This is a genomic window from Paenibacillus sp. CFBP13512 (genome assembly GCF_005233705.1).
Classification (GTDB): Bacteria; Bacillota; Bacilli; order Paenibacillales; family Paenibacillaceae; genus Saccharibacillus; species Saccharibacillus nuruki.
The window spans coordinates 21549-44186 of record NZ_QGAD01000005.1; the positions used below are offsets into that span (position 1 = coordinate 21549).

At 39.0% G+C, this 22638-nt stretch carries 20 protein-coding genes; 16 read left to right on the forward strand and 4 right to left on the reverse strand.

The window, feature by feature from the left end; all coding sequences use genetic code 11:
- Nucleotides 1-33 precede the first annotated feature (33 nt).
- The 10 genes from PaeCFBP13512_RS08820 to helD all read left to right on the forward strand — a co-directional run bounded on the left by PaeCFBP13512_RS08820 (nucleotide 34) and on the right by helD (nucleotide 10847).
- Nucleotides 34-648, forward strand: a complete 615-nt coding sequence (locus PaeCFBP13512_RS08820) for an alpha/beta hydrolase (RefSeq protein WP_137222580.1) — start codon at nucleotides 34-36, stop codon at nucleotides 646-648.
- Nucleotides 649-960: 312 nt separating this feature from the next.
- On the forward strand, nucleotides 961-1884 hold the full coding sequence (locus PaeCFBP13512_RS08825) for an ABC transporter substrate-binding protein (RefSeq protein WP_161594242.1): 924 nt from the start codon (nucleotides 961-963) through the stop codon (nucleotides 1882-1884).
- A gap of 205 nt (nucleotides 1885-2089) precedes the next feature.
- Entirely contained in the window at nucleotides 2090-3526 is a 1437-nt protein-coding gene (locus PaeCFBP13512_RS08830) for a serine hydrolase (RefSeq protein ID WP_137222582.1), read from the forward strand.
- Between the two features lie 171 nt (nucleotides 3527-3697).
- Nucleotides 3698-4438: a glycerophosphodiester phosphodiesterase gene (locus tag PaeCFBP13512_RS08835; RefSeq protein WP_137222584.1), complete on the forward strand. Its 741-nt coding sequence runs from the start codon at nucleotides 3698-3700 to the stop codon at nucleotides 4436-4438.
- 168 nt (nucleotides 4439-4606) lie between these two features.
- Nucleotides 4607-5143, forward strand: coding sequence for a DUF2062 domain-containing protein (locus PaeCFBP13512_RS08840; RefSeq protein WP_069326323.1), 537 nt, complete (start codon nucleotides 4607-4609; stop codon nucleotides 5141-5143).
- A 93-nt stretch (nucleotides 5144-5236) separates the two neighbouring features.
- A complete protein-coding gene (locus tag PaeCFBP13512_RS08845; RefSeq protein ID WP_069326324.1) occupies nucleotides 5237-6322 on the forward strand; it encodes an FUSC family protein in 1086 nt (361 codons plus the stop codon).
- Between the two features lie 50 nt (nucleotides 6323-6372).
- Nucleotides 6373-6813, forward strand: a complete 441-nt coding sequence (locus PaeCFBP13512_RS08850) for a MarR family winged helix-turn-helix transcriptional regulator (RefSeq protein WP_069326325.1) — start codon at nucleotides 6373-6375, stop codon at nucleotides 6811-6813.
- A gap of 80 nt (nucleotides 6814-6893) precedes the next feature.
- A complete protein-coding gene (locus PaeCFBP13512_RS08855; protein ID WP_069326326.1) occupies nucleotides 6894-7226 on the forward strand; it encodes a four-helix bundle copper-binding protein in 333 nt (110 codons plus the stop codon).
- Nucleotides 7227-7511: 285 nt separating this feature from the next.
- Entirely contained in the window at nucleotides 7512-8255 is a 744-nt protein-coding gene (gene map, locus PaeCFBP13512_RS08860) for a type I methionyl aminopeptidase (protein ID WP_069326327.1), read from the forward strand.
- A gap of 234 nt (nucleotides 8256-8489) precedes the next feature.
- Nucleotides 8490-10847, forward strand: a complete 2358-nt coding sequence (gene helD, locus PaeCFBP13512_RS08865) for an RNA polymerase recycling motor HelD (RefSeq protein WP_137222588.1) — start codon at nucleotides 8490-8492, stop codon at nucleotides 10845-10847.
- Nucleotides 10848-10930: 83 nt separating this feature from the next.
- On the opposite strand, the gene PaeCFBP13512_RS08870 is transcribed toward helD, so the two are convergent.
- On the reverse strand, nucleotides 10931-11863 hold the full coding sequence (locus tag PaeCFBP13512_RS08870) for a helix-turn-helix transcriptional regulator (RefSeq protein WP_342671975.1): 933 nt from the start codon (nucleotides 11861-11863) through the stop codon (nucleotides 10931-10933).
- Between the two features lie 328 nt (nucleotides 11864-12191).
- On the opposite strand from PaeCFBP13512_RS08870, the gene PaeCFBP13512_RS08875 reads away from it, so the two are divergent.
- Nucleotides 12192-12386, forward strand: coding sequence for a hypothetical protein (locus PaeCFBP13512_RS08875; protein ID WP_137222590.1), 195 nt, complete (start codon nucleotides 12192-12194; stop codon nucleotides 12384-12386).
- A 65-nt stretch (nucleotides 12387-12451) separates the two neighbouring features.
- Nucleotides 12452-14764 carry an alpha-xylosidase gene (gene yicI, locus PaeCFBP13512_RS08880; protein ID WP_137222592.1) on the forward strand — a complete coding sequence of 771 codons (2313 nt, stop codon included), beginning with the start codon at nucleotides 12452-12454 and terminating at the stop codon, nucleotides 14762-14764.
- A gap of 202 nt (nucleotides 14765-14966) precedes the next feature.
- Here yicI and PaeCFBP13512_RS08885 read toward each other — a convergent pair whose 3' ends face one another.
- The 3 genes from PaeCFBP13512_RS08885 to fsa form a co-directional block, all read right to left on the reverse strand.
- Nucleotides 14967-16340, reverse strand: coding sequence for an MFS transporter (locus PaeCFBP13512_RS08885; RefSeq protein ID WP_137222594.1), 1374 nt, complete (start codon nucleotides 16338-16340; stop codon nucleotides 14967-14969).
- Between the two features lie 33 nt (nucleotides 16341-16373).
- Nucleotides 16374-16835, reverse strand: coding sequence for a MarR family winged helix-turn-helix transcriptional regulator (locus PaeCFBP13512_RS08890; RefSeq protein ID WP_083243340.1), 462 nt, complete (start codon nucleotides 16833-16835; stop codon nucleotides 16374-16376).
- Nucleotides 16836-17057: 222 nt separating this feature from the next.
- Complete coding sequence (fsa, locus tag PaeCFBP13512_RS08895; RefSeq protein WP_069326331.1) at nucleotides 17058-17738, reverse strand: fructose-6-phosphate aldolase; 681 nt, start codon at nucleotides 17736-17738, stop codon at nucleotides 17058-17060.
- Nucleotides 17739-18228: 490 nt separating this feature from the next.
- On the opposite strand from fsa, the gene PaeCFBP13512_RS08900 reads away from it, so the two are divergent.
- From PaeCFBP13512_RS08900 to PaeCFBP13512_RS08915, 4 genes are all read left to right on the forward strand, one after another.
- Nucleotides 18229-19128 carry a methyl-accepting chemotaxis protein gene (locus tag PaeCFBP13512_RS08900; RefSeq protein WP_241669332.1) on the forward strand — a complete coding sequence of 300 codons (900 nt, stop codon included), beginning with the start codon at nucleotides 18229-18231 and terminating at the stop codon, nucleotides 19126-19128.
- Between the two features lie 121 nt (nucleotides 19129-19249).
- On the forward strand, nucleotides 19250-19924 hold the full coding sequence (locus PaeCFBP13512_RS08905; RefSeq protein ID WP_137222596.1) for a uracil-DNA glycosylase: 675 nt from the start codon (nucleotides 19250-19252) through the stop codon (nucleotides 19922-19924).
- 109 nt (nucleotides 19925-20033) lie between these two features.
- Nucleotides 20034-21422 (forward strand): class II fumarate hydratase, encoded by a 1389-nt coding sequence (fumC, locus tag PaeCFBP13512_RS08910; RefSeq protein ID WP_069326333.1) that lies wholly within the window; start codon nucleotides 20034-20036, stop codon nucleotides 21420-21422.
- A gap of 342 nt (nucleotides 21423-21764) precedes the next feature.
- Nucleotides 21765-22550 (forward strand): hypothetical protein, encoded by a 786-nt coding sequence (locus tag PaeCFBP13512_RS08915; RefSeq protein ID WP_069326334.1) that lies wholly within the window; start codon nucleotides 21765-21767, stop codon nucleotides 22548-22550.
- The last annotated feature ends 88 nt before the right edge of the window (nucleotides 22551-22638 follow it).

Here is a 22638-nt window from a genome sequence, read left to right on the forward strand (position 1 = left end):
TGATCAAGCTATCGGTATAGGGGGAATATAGTGTTGTTGAAACGAAAGATTATTGAAACACAGTCTCATTGGGGAACAACATGCAGACATATACATATTACACAAGGTTCCTCTACACTTGTTATTTTATTTCCAGGTAAAAGCTATTCTTGTGATCGTCCTTTACTGTATTATGCAACCCAAAGTGCTTTAGAAAAAGGAAACGATGTTCTTCAATTAGAGTATGGTTATCAGGCAGCTCGAACTGAACTGGAATCCGACCAAATGGATATTTTGGTTAAAGAGTGTACAGAAGTGATCCGTCAATCCAATGCATACAACTACACCAATTACACCAGTATTAGCAAAAGTCTGGGGACGGTAGTAGCAGGAGGCGTATTTGACCAATACAAAGCATTACCTGTACGTCATCTATTTCTAACTCCGCTCGATCAGACATTGCCTTATATTACTCAGTCGCAAGGATTATTGCTATACGGTACCGATGATCCGATGTTCAGTCAGATCAGTCGTGAAAAAGTAAAACATTTGCAACAGATGGAGACGATTGTATTGCCAGAAGCTAATCATTCTTTGGAGTCGTCCAATACAGAGAAGTCGCTACAATTTTTGAGACAAGTGGTTATCCATTATAATGAATTTTTATAATATTAGAGGATTATACCTATAGATTATTTATCTGATTATCATTAAAGCTTTTTATATTCTTTGGATGGACAGTTATCTTTCAAAGGAATAGAAGGCTTTTTGGTGTAGATATATGTTTAAAAAATGAAAATCGAACGTTTAGATTCATAAAAGCAAATACTATGTTATATTTATGAATGAGAATTATTCTCAATAAATAAAAGGAGTGGAAATATGTATTTATTATCATTACGCAAAGTCTTTCCTGTATTCATCCTTATCCTGTGTATATGTATAGCAGGTTGCGGTGCTACAAGTTCATCTGAATCATCAATGGTTACAAGTCAAACCGATGCTACACAGACTCAATCGGTAGAGCATCTATTCGGAACGACAGCGATTCCATTACATCCTAAGCGTATCGCTTCATACAATCTTGAAGATATGTTGCTTTCGCTCAAAGCTCCATTAGTGTTAGGAGTATCTGTTGGCGAAAATTATTATTTAGAAGATCGTCTCAAAGCGCAGCAGGTATCTATTTTAAATATGGATAGTGGCTTAGCCAATCTAGAGGCTTTTGCCGATGCACAGCCTGATCTGATCGTAGCCAGTGCCACGATTGATCGAACTACATATGATCAGTTAAGCTTAATCGCTCCTACCATTGTGTATGATCGTGAAGATTGGAAAAATTCTATTGTCAAAATAGGTAAAGCATTGGATCTGGAAGATCAAGCTCACCAAGTCATTACCGATCATAATCGTCAGGTTCAACAAGCCAAAGCTACTATTACGGAGGCTGTCGGTGATAAAGCAACGATCGCTTTTTTACGGACAACAAGTAAAGATATACGTCTGTATCTGCCAGGGTATCAGAATAAACAAGGTCAAACGTTACCTGGCTATGCAGGGATGTTATACAACGATCTTGGATTACTACCGATGCCACTGGTGTATCAATTGCAGAAAGACAATCCAGATAAGCAAAATGTAAATCTATCGACAGAAGTACTTCCTGAAGTCAAAGCTGATTATGTGTTTGTCACATCAGGCAGTGCAGGAGGAACAAGCGAAGATTTACAGAAAGATCAGTCTGAATTTGCCGAATTGCAAAAATCACCGATCTGGCAAGCACTACCCGCTGTGCAAAACCATCATCTGTATTCTGTAAATGCCAAGTATTGGATCAGTACGGGTCCGATCGCAGATGAATTGAAAATCAAAGATGCTGTCAAACAGCTAACTACCTCGTCATAACCTCAACAAAATCAGAGAGGAGCACAACTTTTAGGTCAAGCAAAGCGTACACACTATGACTGTGTTTTTCGATCAATCGCATATTTGATGTGTATTCGCCTTGCTTGTACGAAGGCTGAACTACTATAATAGATAGTGCTGCATATTATCGGCTACGTGAGCATGCGTTATAATGCTACATCTGATTTAGGAGGATTTTACCGTTATGACATTTGTTAAAAAAAGCAATTGGGTATCGTTAGCGACCAAATTGTTAATCGTTTCTGCACTAACCGTTTCTATTGTTCCAGCTTCACATATTGTACCCAAAGCTCAAGCAGCAAGTACAGAAAAGCCCGCAGTAATTACGATTGCTGGCAAAGAAGTCGCTTGGGATACAGCACCATTTGTAACCAAAGGAACAACACTGGTTCCTTTACGTCAAGCTGCTCGTGAATTAGGAGCCACAGCACAATGGGATGCGTCAACTCGTTCTGTTGTTATGTATAGTCATGGAGACAAGGTTGTACATACACCCAATACGAATAAGATTACTTTAGATGGATATGAGATTGAAATGCCAGAAGTATCTCGTAACGTATATGGTACGATGATGGTTCCAGCACGCTTTTTATCGGATTCACTTAAAGCGAATTTGACCGTAAGTTCTACACCTGAAGTAACGACGATTAATTTGACACCCGATCAATCGACCGTATATGCAAGCTCTGCCAGAACGGTAGATACGTATTTACAATCTCAAAATTATTCGGGTCTAGCTCTTGTTGCATACAAAGGTAAAGTGGTTATGCGTAAAGGATACGGATTATCTGGTGGCGAAAAAGCAACACCTCCTGATGGTAAATCTCGTATTGCTTCATTGAGCAAATCATTTACCGCATCCGCAGTGATGAAATTAATCGAAGATGGTAAAGTGAAGTTAACCGATCATCTATCCGATTATATTCCAGACTTCCCGCGTGGGAATGAGATTACAGTGCATATGCTGTTATCACATACCGCAGGCTTTAACTCTAACTTCACCCGTACAGAAGGAATGACGTTAGAACAGACAGTAGATGAGATCAAAACCAAACCGTTACGCTTTGAGCCAGGAGAACGATTTAACTATAGTAATCAAGGTTATGTATTGCTAGCTTATATCATTCAACAGGTATCCGGTGAATCGTATGGAGAGTATATCCAACAGAAATTTTTAGATCCTTTAAATATGAAAGACACTGGCGAGACAACACCAGCAACCAAAACGATCACTGGATATGTCAAAGACGGCGATACTTGGGATGAAGCAGGATATTATGTATCTCAATCCGGTACAGGTACGTTTTATTCAACACTGGATGATATGATGAAATGGTACAAATCATTTGATAATCATACGATTCTAAGTGAAGATACCGTCAACAAAATGTTTACAACATATTCCGATCTGAAGCCATACGGTTATGCGTTCTTAATTAAAAATGTAGATGGCAAACGCACCATCTATCACAATGGTAGTGGTACAGGATATGCAACAGGATTTACGCATAATTTGGATGATGATGTTCTGGTTATTTTACTAGGCAATCATTATGGAATGGATATGCAGAAAATGCTAGCTGATACACAGACTTTAGCCAATAAAGCACTTGTGAAATAATAGTTTGATCTACTCATGACAAATAATTTATCTATAATAATGAATAAAAAACCACTTTCTGGATCATTTAAGAAAGTGGTTTTTTTTATATTCTCCTAATCATTAATGTGTATAATTGGTAAAGTAGAATATGTAGATTACAAATCAGCTATATCGAAAAGGAGCTATTCCATGAAATCGATTATCAATTACGCGCACAGAGGAGCTTCCGGGTATTGCCCAGAAAACACAATGGCGGCTTTTGAGAAAAGTTGGAAATTGGGAGCAACCGGGATTGAAACTGATGTACAAATGACCAAAGACGGACAGCTTGTCTTGATTCATGATGAGAGCTTGAAGCGTACTACAGGGTATGAAGGTCAGATTAAAGATTTAACATACGATGAAATTAAAACATTAGATGCAGGTTCATGGTATAGCGAAGAATTTGCCAATGAACATGTTCCGTTATTAAGCGAGTTATTGTCCTGGATCGCACCGACAGAGATGATGCTTAATATTGAGATCAAAAACAATATTGAACCCTATATAGGTATTGAAGAAAAATTGGTACGTATGATACAAGAGTATAATTTGACTGATCGTGTGATTATTTCAAGCTTCAACCATTATACGTTACAGACATGTTATCAATTAGCACCTGAGATTCAAACAGGCATTCTATATATGGAAAATCTAGTAAATCCATGGGATTATGTCAAAACATTTGGCGCTTCAGCTTTACATGCTCATTACAGTGCAGTTACATCTGACGGGGTAGCACAAGCGGAGCAAGCCGGAGTGATATATAACGTATGGACGATCAATGATCCTATCGTTATGCGCGAACTGATCGACATGCAAGTCGGCGGTATTATTACCGATTACCCTGATATTTTAGCAGAATTATTAAAAGAGAAAATTATGATATAAATGTAACCTCTATAGCTATACATTTCAGAGCGCCTAATGCCGTTATCATACGGAAGGGCGCTTTTTGTCATATTTCGACAAATTCCATGAAGCCAGACTTTCTTTACGTAAAAGAACCAGTTACAATAAAGAATACTGACATGGATAAGGCACTGATTGGAGGTCCTGATGAAAAAAATTCACCCGGGACGATTTCTGAAATTAAACATGATTCGCTTGCTTCGCTTAAAAAAAGGAGCACATCAAGTAGCTATTGGTTTTTCAGTAGGACTATTTCCAAGCTGGTATCCTTTAATTGGTATCGGTCCCATACTCTCATTGGGATTAACCCGTTTATTCAAAGGAGCGATGCCAGCCGCTATTTTCGCCGCTTCACTAGATTCTTTTGTATGGCCTTTAACGTTTTTTCTGAATTATCATACAGGACATTTTTTAGTGACATTATGGCGCTCTGCGCGTCTTCCAGCAAGTATGCCTAATATTGATATTCCAGACTGGCCCGAAGATTATATGCAGCCGATCCATCAGTCTCATCATTGGCGGGATGCAGGAGTTGATTTTATTACAGGAGCCGCTGTAAACAGCATTATCTTTGCGATTATTATTTATATTGTGATCAAATGGGTGATGGTAAAGTATCGTGTACCGCTACTGCGTAGACTGCGAGGTAAAAAAGTTCAACCTTCTGCTTCACAAAAGGACTAATCTGGGGTAATACTATATATTCCACTATTTTTACAACTATTATACTCAAAGATTAATCTAATCGAACCCGTATCATTAGAAGGAGGAACACATGTGAATTTTGGAGCCCGCATGCTCAAAACCGGAATCGCGGTTACGCTTGCTTTGTACATTAGCTCCTGGCTTGATCTGACGCCACCGGTGATTGCTGCGGTTGCTGCTATTTTTGCAATGCAACCATCTATTTACCGCTCTTTCCGTTATTTTCTGGATCAGATTCAGACCAATACATTAGGAGCCATACTAGCACTACTTGGAGGAATGTTTTTCTCCAATGAGCCAATTGCGATTGGCTTGATGTGTGTTGTGGTGATTATGATTTGTTTGCGTCTCAAAATGGGAGATACGATTGGTCTAACATTAGTGACTGTTATTTCGGTAATGGAAGCTTCCGGTCAATGGCAATTTGCACTTAATCGCTTTTCACTCAGTATTATTGGTATCGTGTCTGCCTTTTTAATTAATATACTGGTTGCACCACCGAAGCCATTAGAACAGTTTAAAGGGCAGATTGAGAATACATTCGCTAAATTATCTTTGTTGTTACGAACAGCAGTGTCAGATGAAATTAAAGAGTCTGTTTTCCGTGAAGAAAAAAAAGCGCTAGAAAATTCGATTCAGTCTTTAAGTGATAAGTACAATTTGATGGAAGAGGAACTGAAGAAATTAAAACGAGCTTCTTTCAGTCGACATCGACACATTGTAGTCAATAAACAAATGCTAACAGCGCTTAGGAAAGGGGTAGATGTACTAACTGCTATAGAGCAACATTATTTTCAAGCAGAACGAACTCCACAGTTAGATGATTACTTTGACAATCATCTGGAACAGTTAATTAAGTTCCATGAGCATATTTTGCTGAAGCTCGATAATAAGATTAAAAATGATGGACATGAGGCTGAAGAAGTTGAGCAAGCCAATGATCAATTTTTGGATACCATGATTGATCGCTATCAAGAAAACTTTAGTGGCGTGTTAAGGTTGTCTATTGTAGCAGCTGTGATGTATGATTATGGCTATCAATTAGAACGCCTTAATCGCTTAGTAGATCATACCAGTTCTAAGCATGATACTATTGAAAAAGAAAATGAAGAGAAACAGGACCGCAGAAATTTCCCGACTTGGCCTTGGAAATCATAATAACCAAGTCGATACATCGAAGATGACTGTTTAAAAGGAGACTTATGGGAATGACGAATATCCCCTACACATTAGAGAACTCAATCGGTTACAAACTTTCTATTGCTACACGTCTTGCACACAATCGTTTAAATCAATACTTCCGTGATGGTGGCTATCCGGTCACACATGAACAATGGATTTTGATTTCATTTTTATGGAGACGGGACGGGCAGACACAGAACCGCCTTGCACGCCTATCTCGTAAAGATCAGCCTAGCGTATCGAGATTGATCGATAATATGATCAAACGCGGGATGGTGGTACGTGTACCTCATCCTGACGATCGTCGTACCAATCTAATTTATTTGACAGACTACTGCCGTAGTATTGTTGACGATCTAGGTGATAAAGCCAGTCAGACCATTGAAGATGTATTTAATGGTTTTACAGTCGAAGAACGTAATATCACCATCAAAATGCTTGACCGTATTATCGATAATTTGGATTAATTCCTTTATTTTGTATTAGTTTTCTCTATTTAGGTTACATAAATAGTAGAGCGAAACTTAATACCAAGGAGGACTTAACAATGATATCTGTAGCAGAAAGACAAAAATGTCTAGAAGCTTGTCTGGAATGTATGGAAGCTTGTAATCAATGTTATGCTGCTTGTCTGGAAGAAAAAGATTTGGATATGATGAGAGGCTGTTTACGACTGGATCGTGAATGTGCAGATATATGTGAATATGCTGCCAAAGCTATGACTTCTCAAAGTCCATATATGCAACAAATTTGTGCATTATGCGCGCAAATCTGTGAAGATTGTGCTCAAGAATGTGCCAAACATGATCATGACCATTGTCAACGTTGTGCAGAAGCCTGCCGTCATTGCGCTGAAGCTTGTCGGAGTATGGCTGCATGACAAACGATTGTCATACTAAATATCTACAAGAAGGAGAGAGTGATTCTCTCCTTTTTGCGTTGCTCTTTTACTCATAATCATTATAAGAATGAATAGATCAATGATGAAAAGTAGTAGATTTATTTGTAACGAGTGAAGATTAATTATACAATATAGAATATGAGCTAGAAGATGAATCAGGAAATATACAGAAGTGCGACACGAAGTCGCCGGCAAAAAACAGGTTCAATCACACCTGCTTATTTGTCGGCGTTTCCTGACGTTTACGACAAAGGAGAAAAAGATATGATTGCCAAAACAGAAAAAGATATCGAAGGATTAAAAAAAATAGGTAGAGTGGTCGCTATTATCCGTGATGAACTGAAAGACATGACAAAGCCAGGAATGCGTACGATAGACCTTGATTTGCATGCAGCTAAGTTGTTAGAACAGCATGGCGCACTATCTGGCCCTAAAGTGACATATGATTTCCCGGGCTTTACTTGTATTAGTGTCAATGAAGAAGTGGCTCACGGTATTCCAGGGGATCGTGTGATTCAGGAAGGGGATCTGGTGAATGTCGATGTGTCTGCTTCATTAGATGGTTATTTTGCAGATACAGGCGTATCTTTCGTTGTGGGTAAAGGCGATCCGCTTCTGACTCAATTGTGTGAAGCTTCGATTTTGGCATTTGAAGCAGGGGCTCAAAAAATTCGTGCAGGTTCTAAGCGAAGTAATGCAGGTAAAGCAACATATAATACCGCCAAAAAATTAGGATTTAAAATTATTACCAACTTAACGGGACACGGGATTGGTCTATCGTTACATGATGATCCTGAATATATTTTGAGTTATTATGATCCAACAGATAATGGATTATGGAAAGAAGGTTCTGTGATCGCTTACGAACCATTCGTATCGACCAAAGCAGAAGAAGTAGCAGAAGGTAGCGATGGTTGGACACTCAAAACAGATGATGGTAGCTTTGTAGCTCAATATGAGCACACGATGATTATCACTAAAGGCGAACCTATTATCTTAACCAAATAAATCATTTTAAATCAAATAGAACCATCAAAAAAAGCCGCATTGCTGGACAACTCCAGACATGCGGCTTTGGTATTTGCAATTTGTAATAGATGAGCGTACAATAAAAATTGGTCTGCAAAAGAACATAAATATACCAAAATTATCAATATAGAATTAACATAACATAATTAATATATATTGTCAAATGTATATTTGCATAGAACATTCAGAGATAGATAAAGGAGATGATCCAATATGGCGATAGATGATCAAGATTGGAAAGACGAACAAGCACGGGTAGATGACGTAACCCGTCAGATTAATCGCAAAATGGCAGTGCTTGAACAAGAAGTAGGAGCAGCACGTGGCGATGTTGTCGGTATGCGTAAAGACTTCTGGGATGAAGTAACTGTTAACTTTAGTGAACCGGATGATGTAGGTGAGACTTCAACCAGTTTACGTCAGCAATCACAGGTATTAACCGAGATTGAATTAGCTCACAAGCGCTCCAGTGTAACCTTAGACAAATTACGTCGTTTATCAGGATCACCGTATTTTGGACGGATCGACTTCAAAGAAGTGGGTGAGCCTGCAACCGACCATATTTATCTAGGTATTGGTTCTTTTCTCGATGATGATGAAGAAACGTTTCTGATCTATGACTGGCGTGCTCCAGTATCGAGTCTTTATTATGATGGTGCTCCCGGGCCAGCTTCATACCGTACACCTGTAGGGAATATTGAAGGGAATATGGAATTAAAACGTCAATTTGTTATTCGTGATGCCAAGATTGATGTTTTATTTGATACAGGGGTTACGATCGGTGATGAATTGTTACAGCAAGTACTCAGTCATACCGCAGATAATCAGATGAAAAATATTGTAGCTACCATTCAAAAAGAACAAAATAGCGTGATTCGTAACGATCGTAGTCGTTTACTGGTTGTACAAGGAGCCGCAGGCAGTGGTAAAACGTCAGCAGCGTTACAACGTGTAGCGTATCTGCTGTATCGTTACCGTGATAGCTTGCGCGCGGATCAGATGGTACTCTTTTCCCCGAACTCTATGTTTAACAGTTATGTATCTACTGTATTACCTGAGCTTGGCGAAGAGAATATGTTACAAACAACATTTCAAGCGTATCTAGAACGTCGGATCGGAAGAGAATTTGATCTGGAAGATGTTTTTTCGCAAATGGAATATCTTTTAGCATGGAAAGACGATCTCGAACACGATGCACGTGTACAAGGGATTCGCTATAAATCATCAGCAACTTATCTCAAAGCGATTCGGCGATATACAGAGCTATTGTTAACCGAAGGAATGGCATTCCGTCCGATTCGTTTTCAAGGTAAAGATATCGTGACCCGTGAACAGATGTTAGATAAATTTTATGGATTCGATTCTGCTGTCAAATTAGGTAATCGTATCGAATTAATGCGGGATTGGCTACTTAAAGAAGTAAGTTTATTTGGACGCAAAGAACGTAAAGAAGCTTGGGTAGAAGAACAAGTGCAATTGATGAGTACCGATGATTATCATCGTGCCTATACCATGATGCGTCGGAAGCAAAAAGGGAAAATGCCTTCTTTTGATGATTTCCAATTAGAAGCCGAATTGGCTGCTCGAATGGTCGTTAATGATTGGCTCAAACCACTACGTAAATGGGTGAAAAGGCTTCGCTTTGCAGATATCAAAGCAGTCTATCGTAAGATGTTCACAGACGAAGTATTATTTGCCAAAATCAAAAACGGTCAATTGCCTGAAGGTTGGGAAGACTTTGCCAAACAAACCGTTAGTCGTCTGGATCAAGGTGAATTGGGATACGAAGATGCTACACCGTATCTGTATCTGAAAGAGCAACTACAAGGATTCCGTTCTAACCATGCGATTAAGCATGTAATTGTTGATGAAGTACAGGATTATTCACCGTTCCAGTTGGAATTTATGAAGCGATTGTTTCCACGTGCTCGCATGACAGCTTTAGGCGATCTTAATCAAGCGATTTATAGCCATAATTCTGTTTTTGATGAAGAAGATCCTTTGTTAGAATTGTATGGTAAAGAAAATAGCGAGATTATTCGTTTGACCCGTAGTTATCGTTCTACGTATGAAATTGTAGACTTTACACGTGGCATGATTAAAGGTGGAGAGCATATTATTCCATTTAATCGTCGTGGAGATAAGCCACAAGTATCTCTCTATGATGATCGTGAATCGATGCATACCGATATTATTCGAGATATTCACGGGTTACAACAGCAAGGTTATCAGTATACAGCGATTATTTGCAAAACGGAGAGTGAATGCGAAGAAGCCTATCATATGCTTAAAGAACAGATCACACTGCGTAAGATTACTAAAAACACACCTGCTTTTGAAAAAGGAACCGTTATTATTCCTGCTTATTTAGCTAAAGGTGTAGAATTTGATGCAGTTGTATTATATGATGCTTCCAGTCAACAGTATCATCGTGAAGCCGAACGCAAATTATTTTACACGGCTTGTACACGGGCGATGCACGTATTACATTTATATGCGATTGATGAAGTGACTCCATTTATTACCGGTATGGATGCAGATCGCTATGTGCTTAATGATCATCGTGGTTAATAGATAGTAAGTGAAAAAGGAGAACTTTTGTGTCATTTCGCAGAGGTTCTCCTTTTTTGCATCTACTTATGTCATTAGCATTGTCACTCAATAGAATTCTTTTGCAACTCAGTAATGAACGAATTGGAGACACCATTGGTCTGTTTGCGATATTGTGAAGGAGTTGATCCTCGATGTTGCTTGAATACAGAGATAAAATAACTCAAACTATCAAATCCAACTTCAAGCGAAATATCAACGATTTTGCGATCACTGCTTTCTAACAGTCGACAAGCTTGCTGAGTCCGATAGCGATTAATATAATCGATAGGGCTTTTTTGAGTTAAACTTTTGAAAAAGCGACAAAAATGTCCTTCGCTCATATTGATCTGTTCTGCTAATTCACGTAAGCGTAATGGTTGTTGGTAGTTATCATGGATATGACCGAGTACTGTTTTGAGTCGTTGTACTTTATCGCTCGGTGCAGGAATAAGAGCCACTTGAGTATCCATATGCTCAATCATTTGGGCGAAAATCAGATAAAGATAGGCTTTGGTAGTCAGTTCGCATGTTACAGTCTGCTGTTTATTGATATCCACAATCTGATTTAGCAATGTCAACACCTCCTGTTCCCAGACTTCTTGTCCGCGAATATGAACAGGCAACACCATTTGCTTACGTAACAATGGATCTATAAATCGCGCTTGTATCATGTCATAGCCTGCACTATTTAACAAAGACATACTAAATACAGTCGCTACAAAGCTACAAGATTCATGTTCCATCTGATATGCAGTATGAATCTCACCACTATTCACAAACACCGCTTCACCCGCATCTACTTCATAAGGAATCGTTCCAATTTGAAACAAAGCACGACCTTTCGTCACCAAAATTAACTCTGGTTCTTCATGCCAGTGACACTCCAAAACAGTCTCTTCTTCAATATCATCCATCGGATACACACTCACCGGATACATCAGACTCCCATGAATCCGATTTTCTTTTAACTCTTCCCGCAATTGCTCCTGAATCACTGACTTCACCGCCTTTAATTCAAAGTACTTCAGATATTTTGGTTGCACAATATAGGTATTGGACGCTCCACAAATAGATTATTCTTACGATCACTGTTGTCAGCTAATCCCACAGAACAATTCCATTTGCTCTGCTGTGTAAAGTGTTAATCAGATAAAGGAATATCTCTAAAGGTCAACATCTCTTTTACTGATTTCATTTTTTGGTTCTTATCCATTCCCACTACCCACCACCTTATTGAAATTTCCTGCATTCTTATGAGAGTGGATGATCTCCTACCACGAGCGGAGGGAAGGAGGCGGTGCTGAAAGAGCGAAGCGATCGCCTTTGAAGAAAAATGCGACTGCTTTAGCAGTCATTCAAAGCATTTTTCTTCACCAGCGACGACAAGCACTGCCTCCTTCACGCAGCACCTCCCATCAAAGATCCCCCACCCTCACCAAATCAGCCCAATATCAATATCCTTACACATATGATCAAAATAAAAGAAGAAAAGCGCTTTCTTTATCAATATTATTATAACTATAGCAAAACGATTTGCACAAATACATTTTTATAACCAAATCAATATTATTGGGGGAAATGACATGAAATTTACAGATGGCTATTGGATGACACGCAAAGGGTACAGTATGCAACATCCAGTGGATATTCGCGATATCGTAACCAAAAATGATGAATTAACGTTATATGCAGCAACTAAGAAAATTGTACATAAAGGCGATACGTTAAATGGGACATTGCTCAAAGCATCTTTGAGTTCTCCTATCCCGAACGTGATCAAAGTGCAATTTAACCATCACAAAGGTGGATTAAAAAAATTACCTGAATTTGAATTGGCTCAATTGGAGACCGATATTCAAATCGTCGAAGATGACGATCGTACTGTATTTCAAACAGGAGATCTGACAGCAACGATTCGTAAAAATAGCAATTGGGGAATCAGCTTTGATTTCGCAGGTCGTCATTTAACAGGTAGTGTACACCGGGGTCCAGGTTATATTAACGGTCCTGAAGATACGGTCTTTTTCCGTGAGCAATTGGAATTAGGAATTGGCGAATATATTTATGGCTTAGGCGAGCGCTTTACACCATTTGTCAAAAACGGACAGGTTGTCGATATCTGGAATGAAGATGGCGGTACAAGCAGTGAGCAAGCATACAAAAATATTCCATTTTACCTTTCAAGCAAAGGATATGGCGTATTCGTTAACCATCCAGAGAAAGTATCGTATGAAGTGGCTTCTGAAAATGTATCTAAAGTACAATTCAGTGTTGAAGGCGAAAGCTTAGAATATTACATCATCGGTGGTCGTAATCCGAAAGAAGTATTAGATAATTACACAACATTAACAGGCAAGCCTGCATTGCCACCAGCCTGGACATTTGGACTATGGTTAACGACTTCATTTACAACTGATTACGATGAAGCAACAGTAAATCATTTTGTCGATGGGATGAAAGAACGCGATCTTCCATTATCGGTGTTCCATTTTGACTGTTTCTGGATGCGTGAATACCAGTGGTGTGATTTTGTCTGGGATGAGCGCATGTTCCCTGAACCGGAAGCGATGCTGACACGCTTGAAAGAAAAAGGTCTCAAAATCTGTGCATGGATCAATCCGTACATCGCTGAGAAGTCATATTTATTTGATGAAGGTATGGAGCATGGTTATCTCGTTAAACGTGCAGATGGTAGTGTATGGCAATGGGATCTATGGCAAGCAGGGATGGGTCTGGTCGACTTTACCAATCCAGATGCAGTGAAATGGTATAAGAGCAAGTTGAAAGTGCTAATTGACCAAGGCGTAGACTCGTTCAAAACAGACTTTGGTGAGCGTATTCCAACCGATGTCGTTTATTACGATGGTTCTGATCCTGTGAAAATGCACAACTATTACACTTTCTTATATAATAAAGTGGTATTTGAATTGTTGGAAGAAAGCTTAGGCAAAAATGAAGCAGCATTGTTCGCGCGTTCGGCTACAGTTGGTGGACAACAATTCCCTGTACACTGGGGCGGCGATTGTTCTTCTACATTCGAATCGATGGCAGAATCGCTACGTGGCGGATTATCTCTAGGAGTATCTGGTTTTGGATTCTGGAGTCATGATATTTCAGGCTTTGAAATGACAGCTGCACCAGAGGTTTACAAACGCTGGGTTCAATTCGGTATGTTATCTTCGCATAGTCGTCTACATGGTAATGAATCGTATCGTGTCCCTTGGTTGTTCGATGAAGAGTCTGTCGATGTGCTACGTGCATTTACGAAGCTCAAATGTCGCCTGATGCCTTACCTATTCGATGCGGCTGTAAACGCGTCTGAGCAGGGTGTACCGATGATGCGTCCAATGGTACTGGATTTCCATGAAGATCCAACGACTCATACATTAGATCGTCAGTACATGTTCGGTGATTCTCTATTGGTAGCTCCGATTTTTAATACCGAAGGATTAGCGACTTACTATGTACCTGAAGGCAAATGGACGAACTTCTTAACAGGTGCTTCTGTACAAGGTGGACGTTGGTATAACGAGACATTCGACTTTATGAACTTGCCTTTACTGGTTAAGCCAAATAGCATTATTGCTCTAGGTGCAGAAGAAAACAAACCAGATTATGATTATACGGATGGTGTAGAACTTCATATTTTCGAACTGGAAGAAGGTCAATCTACTTCAATCCGTTTAGTGAATATGCAAGGTGCACAAGAAGCGATCGTAAAAGCTTCTCGTCAAAATAATACGATTGATATCGCTACAGAAGGTACACTCAAATCGTGGTCTGTTGTATTACGTGGTATTACAAGTGTTGGCGGAATCGTAGGTGCAGAGCAATCTACTGTTGAACACGGTATCCGATTACAAGCACAAGACCAGAAAGTAACGGTAACGCTGTAAGCTATAAACAATAAATGGTACTCTTCATAGAGTCTGTTTCAGTATCCACAAACAAGCTTGTACATTTGAGATCATTCAATAAATACGTTGATATCATATGAGGCTTGTGAAAATAATCAAAAAAGACTGCTTCTACATGACGTAGAGGCAGTCTTTTTAATATGTGCAAAGGGAAATATTTCATTTGAATCTAAAATCGATATTATTTAATTTTGATATGAATACTATGCTGCGTCTGAGCAGGTGTTCCTGTGGCTTTGATCATATAGACAATACCTACAAGGATATATAACACGATAAATAGAGCGGAGAAGCGGTACATAGAAGTATAACTGGTAATCCCTACAATAGCTCCTAAGATCATCGCACCGAGCGCTACGCCCATATCCAGTGAGTTGAGGAACATCCCGTTCGCCATACCACGTTGATGTGGATTGACCACTTGAATCATCCATGTCTGCATGGTTGGTTGTAATGCTCCCCATCCTAGTCCATAACATATCGCTGAACCGAATAAGCCAAGCGTAGAGTGTGCAAAAGATAACAATAATAAACCGGCGATTAATAAGACAGCACCGGGTATGATCAGCGCTTTAGGGCCTTTGCTATCATAGATTTTGCCTGAAAACGGACGAACTGCAATCACAGCCAAAGCATTAAATAAGAAAAAGTAACCTGGATTAGCAAGATGAGCTTCTTTACCGAATAAAGCGATAAAGCTTACCAATCCACCATATGTTAATGACATTAAGAAATTCAAAAGACTGGGTAATAATAATTTTTTCTCGAATTTAGAAGCTTTAGCAGGAAGCGATGGAGTATCGATTGTTTCAACAACTATTCCTTCTGAAGCTGCTTTGGCTTGGGCAGCTAATTTGTGCTGATCTGCTGCGATTTTTTGCTCAGCAATCTTTTTATCTTGCCCTTTGACAAGGCTATAAGCAAGTGGGAACAAAATAAGAATAAATATTGAACCAATAATAATCAACGGTGTAAATCCATATTGCTTTTCAATACTCATCCCGATCAGTGGACCCATCGACATAGAAATGGTAGTCGACAGACCAAAGTATCCCATACCTTCACCCATACGCTTGCGTGGGATAATATCGGATACCATCGTTGGAAAAGTAGTACTGTACATCCCAAATCCAAATCCAAAAATAACACGCATCACCAATAATAAAATAATAGTAGCACTAAAATAGTATCCAATCGTACCTAGCAGTGCGATCAACAATCCACCAAACAAAATCACATTCCGTTTACCCAGTTCTAAGGCTCTTGCTGAAAATAAACGGGAAACGATCGCTGCTAATGCCATCAGACTTGTACATAGACTGACATAGAAGTCGCCTGCATTATAATGTTCACGCATGTATAAAGGTAAAGAAGATAAGATCATATGCAGATTAAGAAAAACAAGTAAGTTACATGCAGTTAAAATTAAAAATTCTTTCGTCCAAAGACGAGAAGGGGCGTCTGCATCTATATCTGCTATCTCTGTTAACGGTTGATCCTGTTGGGATGGAAGGCTGTCTTTTGATAAAAGGTTCTCTTTGTTAGTATGCTCCATAGTCTATATTTCTCTCCATTTCTTTTGCCAATCCTAATTCTTGTGACGTGGTACTTCAGGTGTATCTTCGGCATGAGGTTCTAGCTTATTGCGTAATAAATGCAGTAAATGATGAAGTTCTTTGAATTGCTCAGGTGTAAGTAAATTCGTTAAGTCTTGATTATGTTTTTGTTCAATCGCATAGATTTTTTCCATTAATTCACGCCCGGCAGGCAGAGGATAGACAAGAAAAGCTCTACGATCTTGAGGGTCCATTTCTTTACGAATTAGATTTTTGCGGTGCAATACATCCAATATACGAGCTGTAGTCGGTTGATCTTTGAACACATGCGAAGCTAGTTCTTTCTGATTCATACCTTCTTGCGCACAGACATAATACAATACACTCCATTGTTCAGGTGTAATATCATGTTCTTTCAAATGATAAGCCAAAGACTGACTGACTTTACGATAAGTGGTTCCTAACACAAACCCGATCGATTCTAATTCTTGCACGATATACCCACTCCTTAGCGCTTGGAACTAAAAGCGCAATTTTTTCTGGCTGAATAAGAAAGTGATTTGTACGAAGTTAAATATCTTACTTTTCATTGGGTAAAGGCATCATTCAATATAGATGTTATAACAATTATATCTAAGACAATTAAAATTTGCAATAAAAAAGCAGGAATCCGAAGATCCCTGCTTATAAAGTATAATCACTTATACTTGGATGACTTATTTAGTTCCAGCTTCTTCTTTAACTTCTTCTTTAGCTTGAGGAACAGATTCCCAGTCTTTCAAGAAACGTTCGATACCACTGTCAGTCAATGGGTGTTTCCATAGAACTGGAACCAAAGTACCTGGAATAGTAGCGATGTGAGCACCAGCAAGAGCAGCTGCTTCTACATGACCTACATTACGGATACTTGCAGCGATAATTTCTGATTTCAAACCATAAGTGTCTAAGATTGAACGAAGATCGCGAATCAATTTCATACCATCAACAGCGATATCATCTAGACGACCTACGAATGGGCTGATGAATGTAGCGCCAGCTTTAGCTGCCATCAAACCTTGTGCTGCGGAGAAGATCAAAGTTACGTTTGTTTTGATACCTTCTTTAGAAAGTTGGTTACAAGCGTACAATCCTTCTTCAGTCATAGGCAATTTGATAACAACGTTTGGTGCCCATTTTGCGATTTCGTGAGCTTCTTTTAACATACCTTCAGCATCAAGGCTTACAACCTCTGCGCTTACTGGTCCGTCGATAATCGCACAAATTTCGTCGATTACATCTTTAAATACACGACCTTCTTTAGCGATCAATGAAGGGTTAGTTGTTACACCATCTACGATTCCCAAACGTGAAATACGTTTGATTTCTTCAAGGTTACCTGTGTCTAAGAAAAATTTCATTTCTCTTTTCCTCCTCGTAAAATTCTATAATTTGTAAAACGTTAGGCATCCAGCTGCAATTTGTAACATGTATCTACAACACGCCTAGAAATAAACACCTATCATTCTATTAACCAAAATGATCGATATGTACACTTTTAAGCGATTGTTTATTATCCAAGACAAATTGCTGAAAAACAATGTCTATGTATCATTTTTACCATATTTAAAGGATTCACACAACTCTACGTTTTGGTTTTGGAGGGAATTAGAGGTGAACCAAAGACAAACCCAAATCGATATGTTGATTTAAAAAATATGAATAGACCATATATAGTATAAAAATGACCTTATTATTGTCAAAATGAGACTTTCAAAAGAATAAAAAATATTTTTTAAAATGATAGATTCATTCTTAAATATACAATGATTATCAATAATGCTATTCACAAACAACTTCAAAATGACGAAATTAAATTATGAACAATTTATAGTATGAGGAGTGAATCACTTGTCTAATGAGTCTTCAAATCAAATAAATAATAATGGCAATTATGAAATTTCAGGTCATGGATCAATCAGCATTGTAGATATGATGGTTATCTGTATGCAATATTTCGAAAAAATTGTAGGTAACGATATTATGTTAGGTGTATGTGACTTGAAAGAGTTTAAATATTATCGTCCTGCTAAAGAATTGGATCTTGGTTTGCGTCCAGGTACACCGATCTCGCCAGACGATAATAATTTACGTGCAGCATTGGTAGATGGAATATCTTCTGTGAGTCGTGTACCTGCTTCTGCGTATGGATTTGAATTGGATGCGGCTTCGGTTCCAATTAAAGACGCAAATGGTAAAGTGATCGGTGCTTTGGCAACAGCGTATACATTGCAGCATAATGAGCTGTTAGGTAATTTCACAGTTGATCTGGAAACGATCAGTGCACAGTTAAGTGATATGGTTCAGACAATCGCTGCTCAATCACAGCAATTATCGGCAACCACAACAGATATTCAGTCCAACACCCGTCAAGCAGTTGAAAATTCTAAAGATGTGAATAAAGTCGCTGGCTTTATCCGTGAAATTTCAGAGCAGACCAACTTGTTAGGTCTGAATGCAGCGATTGAAGCAGCCCGTGTAGGAGAAGCAGGAGCAGGGTTTGGTGTCGTAGCGTCTGAAGTACGCAAATTGTCTGTCGATACGAAGCAAGCGACACAAAATATCGAGAAATCATTATCCAGTGTGCAACAATCGATTCAATATATGGAACAAGAAATTTCAGCAATTGCTACGTCTTCTCATGAACAAGCACACTTAGTGAATGAATTTAGTGAAGTGGTAGATAGTTTAACTCAAATGAGTCATAAATTTAAAAAGTTTACTGATGAATTTTTGCAATCCCGTCTGTAAAATATAGATATGTTCACATAGCAGTTTCTTGAGTATCATCAAGAGACTGCTATTTTTTTGGTTATTCTTAAATATGGGTAATGATAAAAGAATCTAGTCAATGAAAGGAAGAAGCTAATTTATGAGTGCTATATTTCGCAACGATTGGGCAGATGTACTAGAAGATGAACTGCAAAAGCCTTATTATTTGGAACTTCGTCAATTTCTAGCGCAAGAATATCGGACAGCAACGATCTATCCAGATATGTATGATATTTTTAACGCACTGCATTACACTTCATTAGAATCAACTCGGGTCGTTATTTTGGGTCAAGATCCTTATCATGGTCCAGGGCAAGCACACGGGTTAAGCTTTTCAGTCAAGCCAGGCGTATCGATTCCACCTTCGTTACATAATATTTATCAAGAGTTACATGATGATCTAGGGTGTGCTATCCCTAAGCATGGTTCATTGATCCATTGGGCAGAACAAGGAGTTTTATTATTGAATGCTGTACTGACAGTCAGACGTGGACAAGCGGCTTCGCATCAGAATCAAGGATGGGAGACATTTACAGATCGTGTGATAGAAGCTGTAAATGAACGTGAGACACCTGCTGTGTTTATTCTGTGGGGAAGCCATGCACAGCGTAAAGGAGCAGCCATCGACCGCAGTAAGCACCATGTGATTACCTCTACGCATCCCAGTCCTTTTTCAGCACACAAAGGATTTATGGGGAGTAAGCCATTTAGCCATACGAATCAATTTTTGGAATCACAAGGGATGGAACCAATCGATTGGTGTATAAAGGATTGATTTGCAGAGCATGTAAGCGTTACAATCATAGAGGTTGATCTTTAGCAGAATGATGCTAATCTGTCCTACTATTTTACAGATGATTTGATCCAAAGGAGGATTTTGTCGAGTGGAATACCGTGTAGAGAAAGATACAATAGGCGAAATTAATGTACCTGCTGATAAATTATGGGGTGCACAAACACAGCGCAGTAAAGAAAACTTCAAAATTGGTCAAGAAAAAATGCCGAAGCAAGTGGTCTATGCATTTGCTTTGCTCAAAAAAAGCGCAGCACTGGTCAATCAACAATTAGGTAAATTATCCGCTGATAAAGCACAAGCTATCGCTCAAGCCGCAGATGAGATTCTAACAGGTCAATGGGATGAACACTTCCCGTTAGTTGTCTGGCAGACAGGAAGCGGTACACAATCCAATATGAACGTCAATGAAGTGATTGCACATCGTGGTAATCAGTGGCTTGAAGAACAAGGCAAAACAGATCGTCTACATCCGAATGATGATGTGAATATGTCGCAAAGTTCGAATGATACTTTTCCAACAGCATTACATGTAGCTGGTGTATTGGCTGTAGAAGATCATTTGATTCCTGCGATTGCTAAGCTTCAACAGACGTTTACACAGAAATCAGAAGAGTTCAAAGATTTGATCAAAATTGGACGTACTCATTTGCAAGATGCAACGCCACTTACACTGGGACAAGAGATCAGTGGATGGGAAGCGATGCTGGCGAAAAGTACACGCATGATTACACATAGTGTAGAAGAAATGAAAGAACTTGCTATCGGAGGCACAGCTGTCGGAACAGGAATTAATGCACATCCTGATTTTGGACGACTAACTTCTGAGAAAATTTCAGAATTAACAGGCAAATCATTTGTGACGGCTCCAAATAAATTCCATGCGTTAACAAGCCATGATGAAGTGGTCTATGTACACGGCGCTGTCAAAGCACTAGCGGCTGATCTGATGAAGATTGCTAATGATGTGCGCTGGTTAGCAAGCGGACCTCGTAGCGGTCTAGGCGAGCTTACAATCCCTGCTAATGAACCGGGTAGTTCAATTATGCCGGGTAAAGTCAATCCTACTCAATCCGAAGCGATGACGATGGTCGTTACGCAGGTGATGGGGAATGATGCAGCGATCGGTTTTGCGGCAAGTCAAGGGAACTTTGAATTGAATGTATTTAAGCCGGTAATTATTTATAATTTCCTCCAATCGGTTCAATTACTTGGTGATGCATTGATTTCATTCAATGATCATTGTGCTGTAGGCATTGAAGCGAATGTTGATCAGATTAAACATAACTTGGACAATTCATTAATGCTTGTAACTGCACTAAACCCACATATTGGTTATGAAAATGCAGCGAAAATTGCCAAGCATGCACATCAAGAAGGGCTGTCTTTGAAAGAAGCTGTATTACAAAGTGGATTGTTGACGGAAGAAGAATTCGACAAATATGTTGATCCTTCTCAAATGATTCATCCCAAAGCGTAATTGCTAGAGTGAGCGAAAGCAGATCGTGAACTACAGTATTGTATAATAAAATGATTCGACGAAGCCTTTTTCAAGTGATTTCTGAATTCATCTTCAGAGTTACAAGAAAAGGCTTTTTTCTGTTGAGCGATAGGGTGCAATAGATGCGTAAGCTTTAGTTCGTATCCCAATTATCAGCGTAATTGTGAATACATTCGATACCGTTTGAATTTTATAGACACAGATTCGCCATAAATACTTGCCAAGTGAAATTGAATAAGCTACAATATCGTTACAAAGTTAATTGATAATAATTATCATTATCAATCGAACACTAAAAAATTGAGATTAAGGAGGGCCCGTGTGAATATATTATCGGATTGCCTCTCACAACTGACAGAACATCTTCGTGGTGATTCATCAGTGAAAGGGCTATTGATTACTGGTTCGGTCGCTTATGGATATTCTTCACCTCATTCAGATATGAATATTATGATTATTGTTTCAGATCAAGAATTTGAAGACCGTTTCCAATCCGGTTCATTGCATTATGATGGAGCCGAATGTAAGGTAGGACGTTCTTTGCAAAATATAGATGGCAAATACATTAGTATGGCGTATTTGGAGAAAGTAGCTCGCTGTGGTAGTGAACCTGCACGGTTTGCTTTTCTAGGTGCTATTGTCGTATTCTCAGATATTCCAGAACTGCGGGATGTATTAAATACGATCACAGAATATCCTATGTCTCTGAAGCAAAATAATATCCATCGGTTTTATGCTCAATTTGAAGCATGGTATGGAGAATGCAAACAAGCGTTGAAGCGTGATGATACGTACTTGCTACATCAAGCAGTGATGAATATGGCGCTATTCGGTGGCCGTATGGTGCTTGCACATAATGAAATGTTGTATCCCGGACATAAGTGGATGATGCGTGTACTAGACAGTGTGAGAGAGAAGCCTGAGCGGTTACGTGAACAGATTCAATCGTTGATGTCTGAACCGAAAGAAGCTGTGATTGAGCAATTTTACCGTCATATTACCGAGTTTCGTAATTGGGGAATTGGTGAGATGAAATGGGCAGACTATGTCATTCGAGATAGTGAGCTTCATTGGATGCAAGGTAGCTTGCCTGTCGCTGAACTTTAGACGTTTGTTCTAGCGAAACAATAAAAGAACAAAATAAAAGCGTCGTGTCTCTGGCTGAGAACGGCGCTTTTATTTTTGGATGAGCACA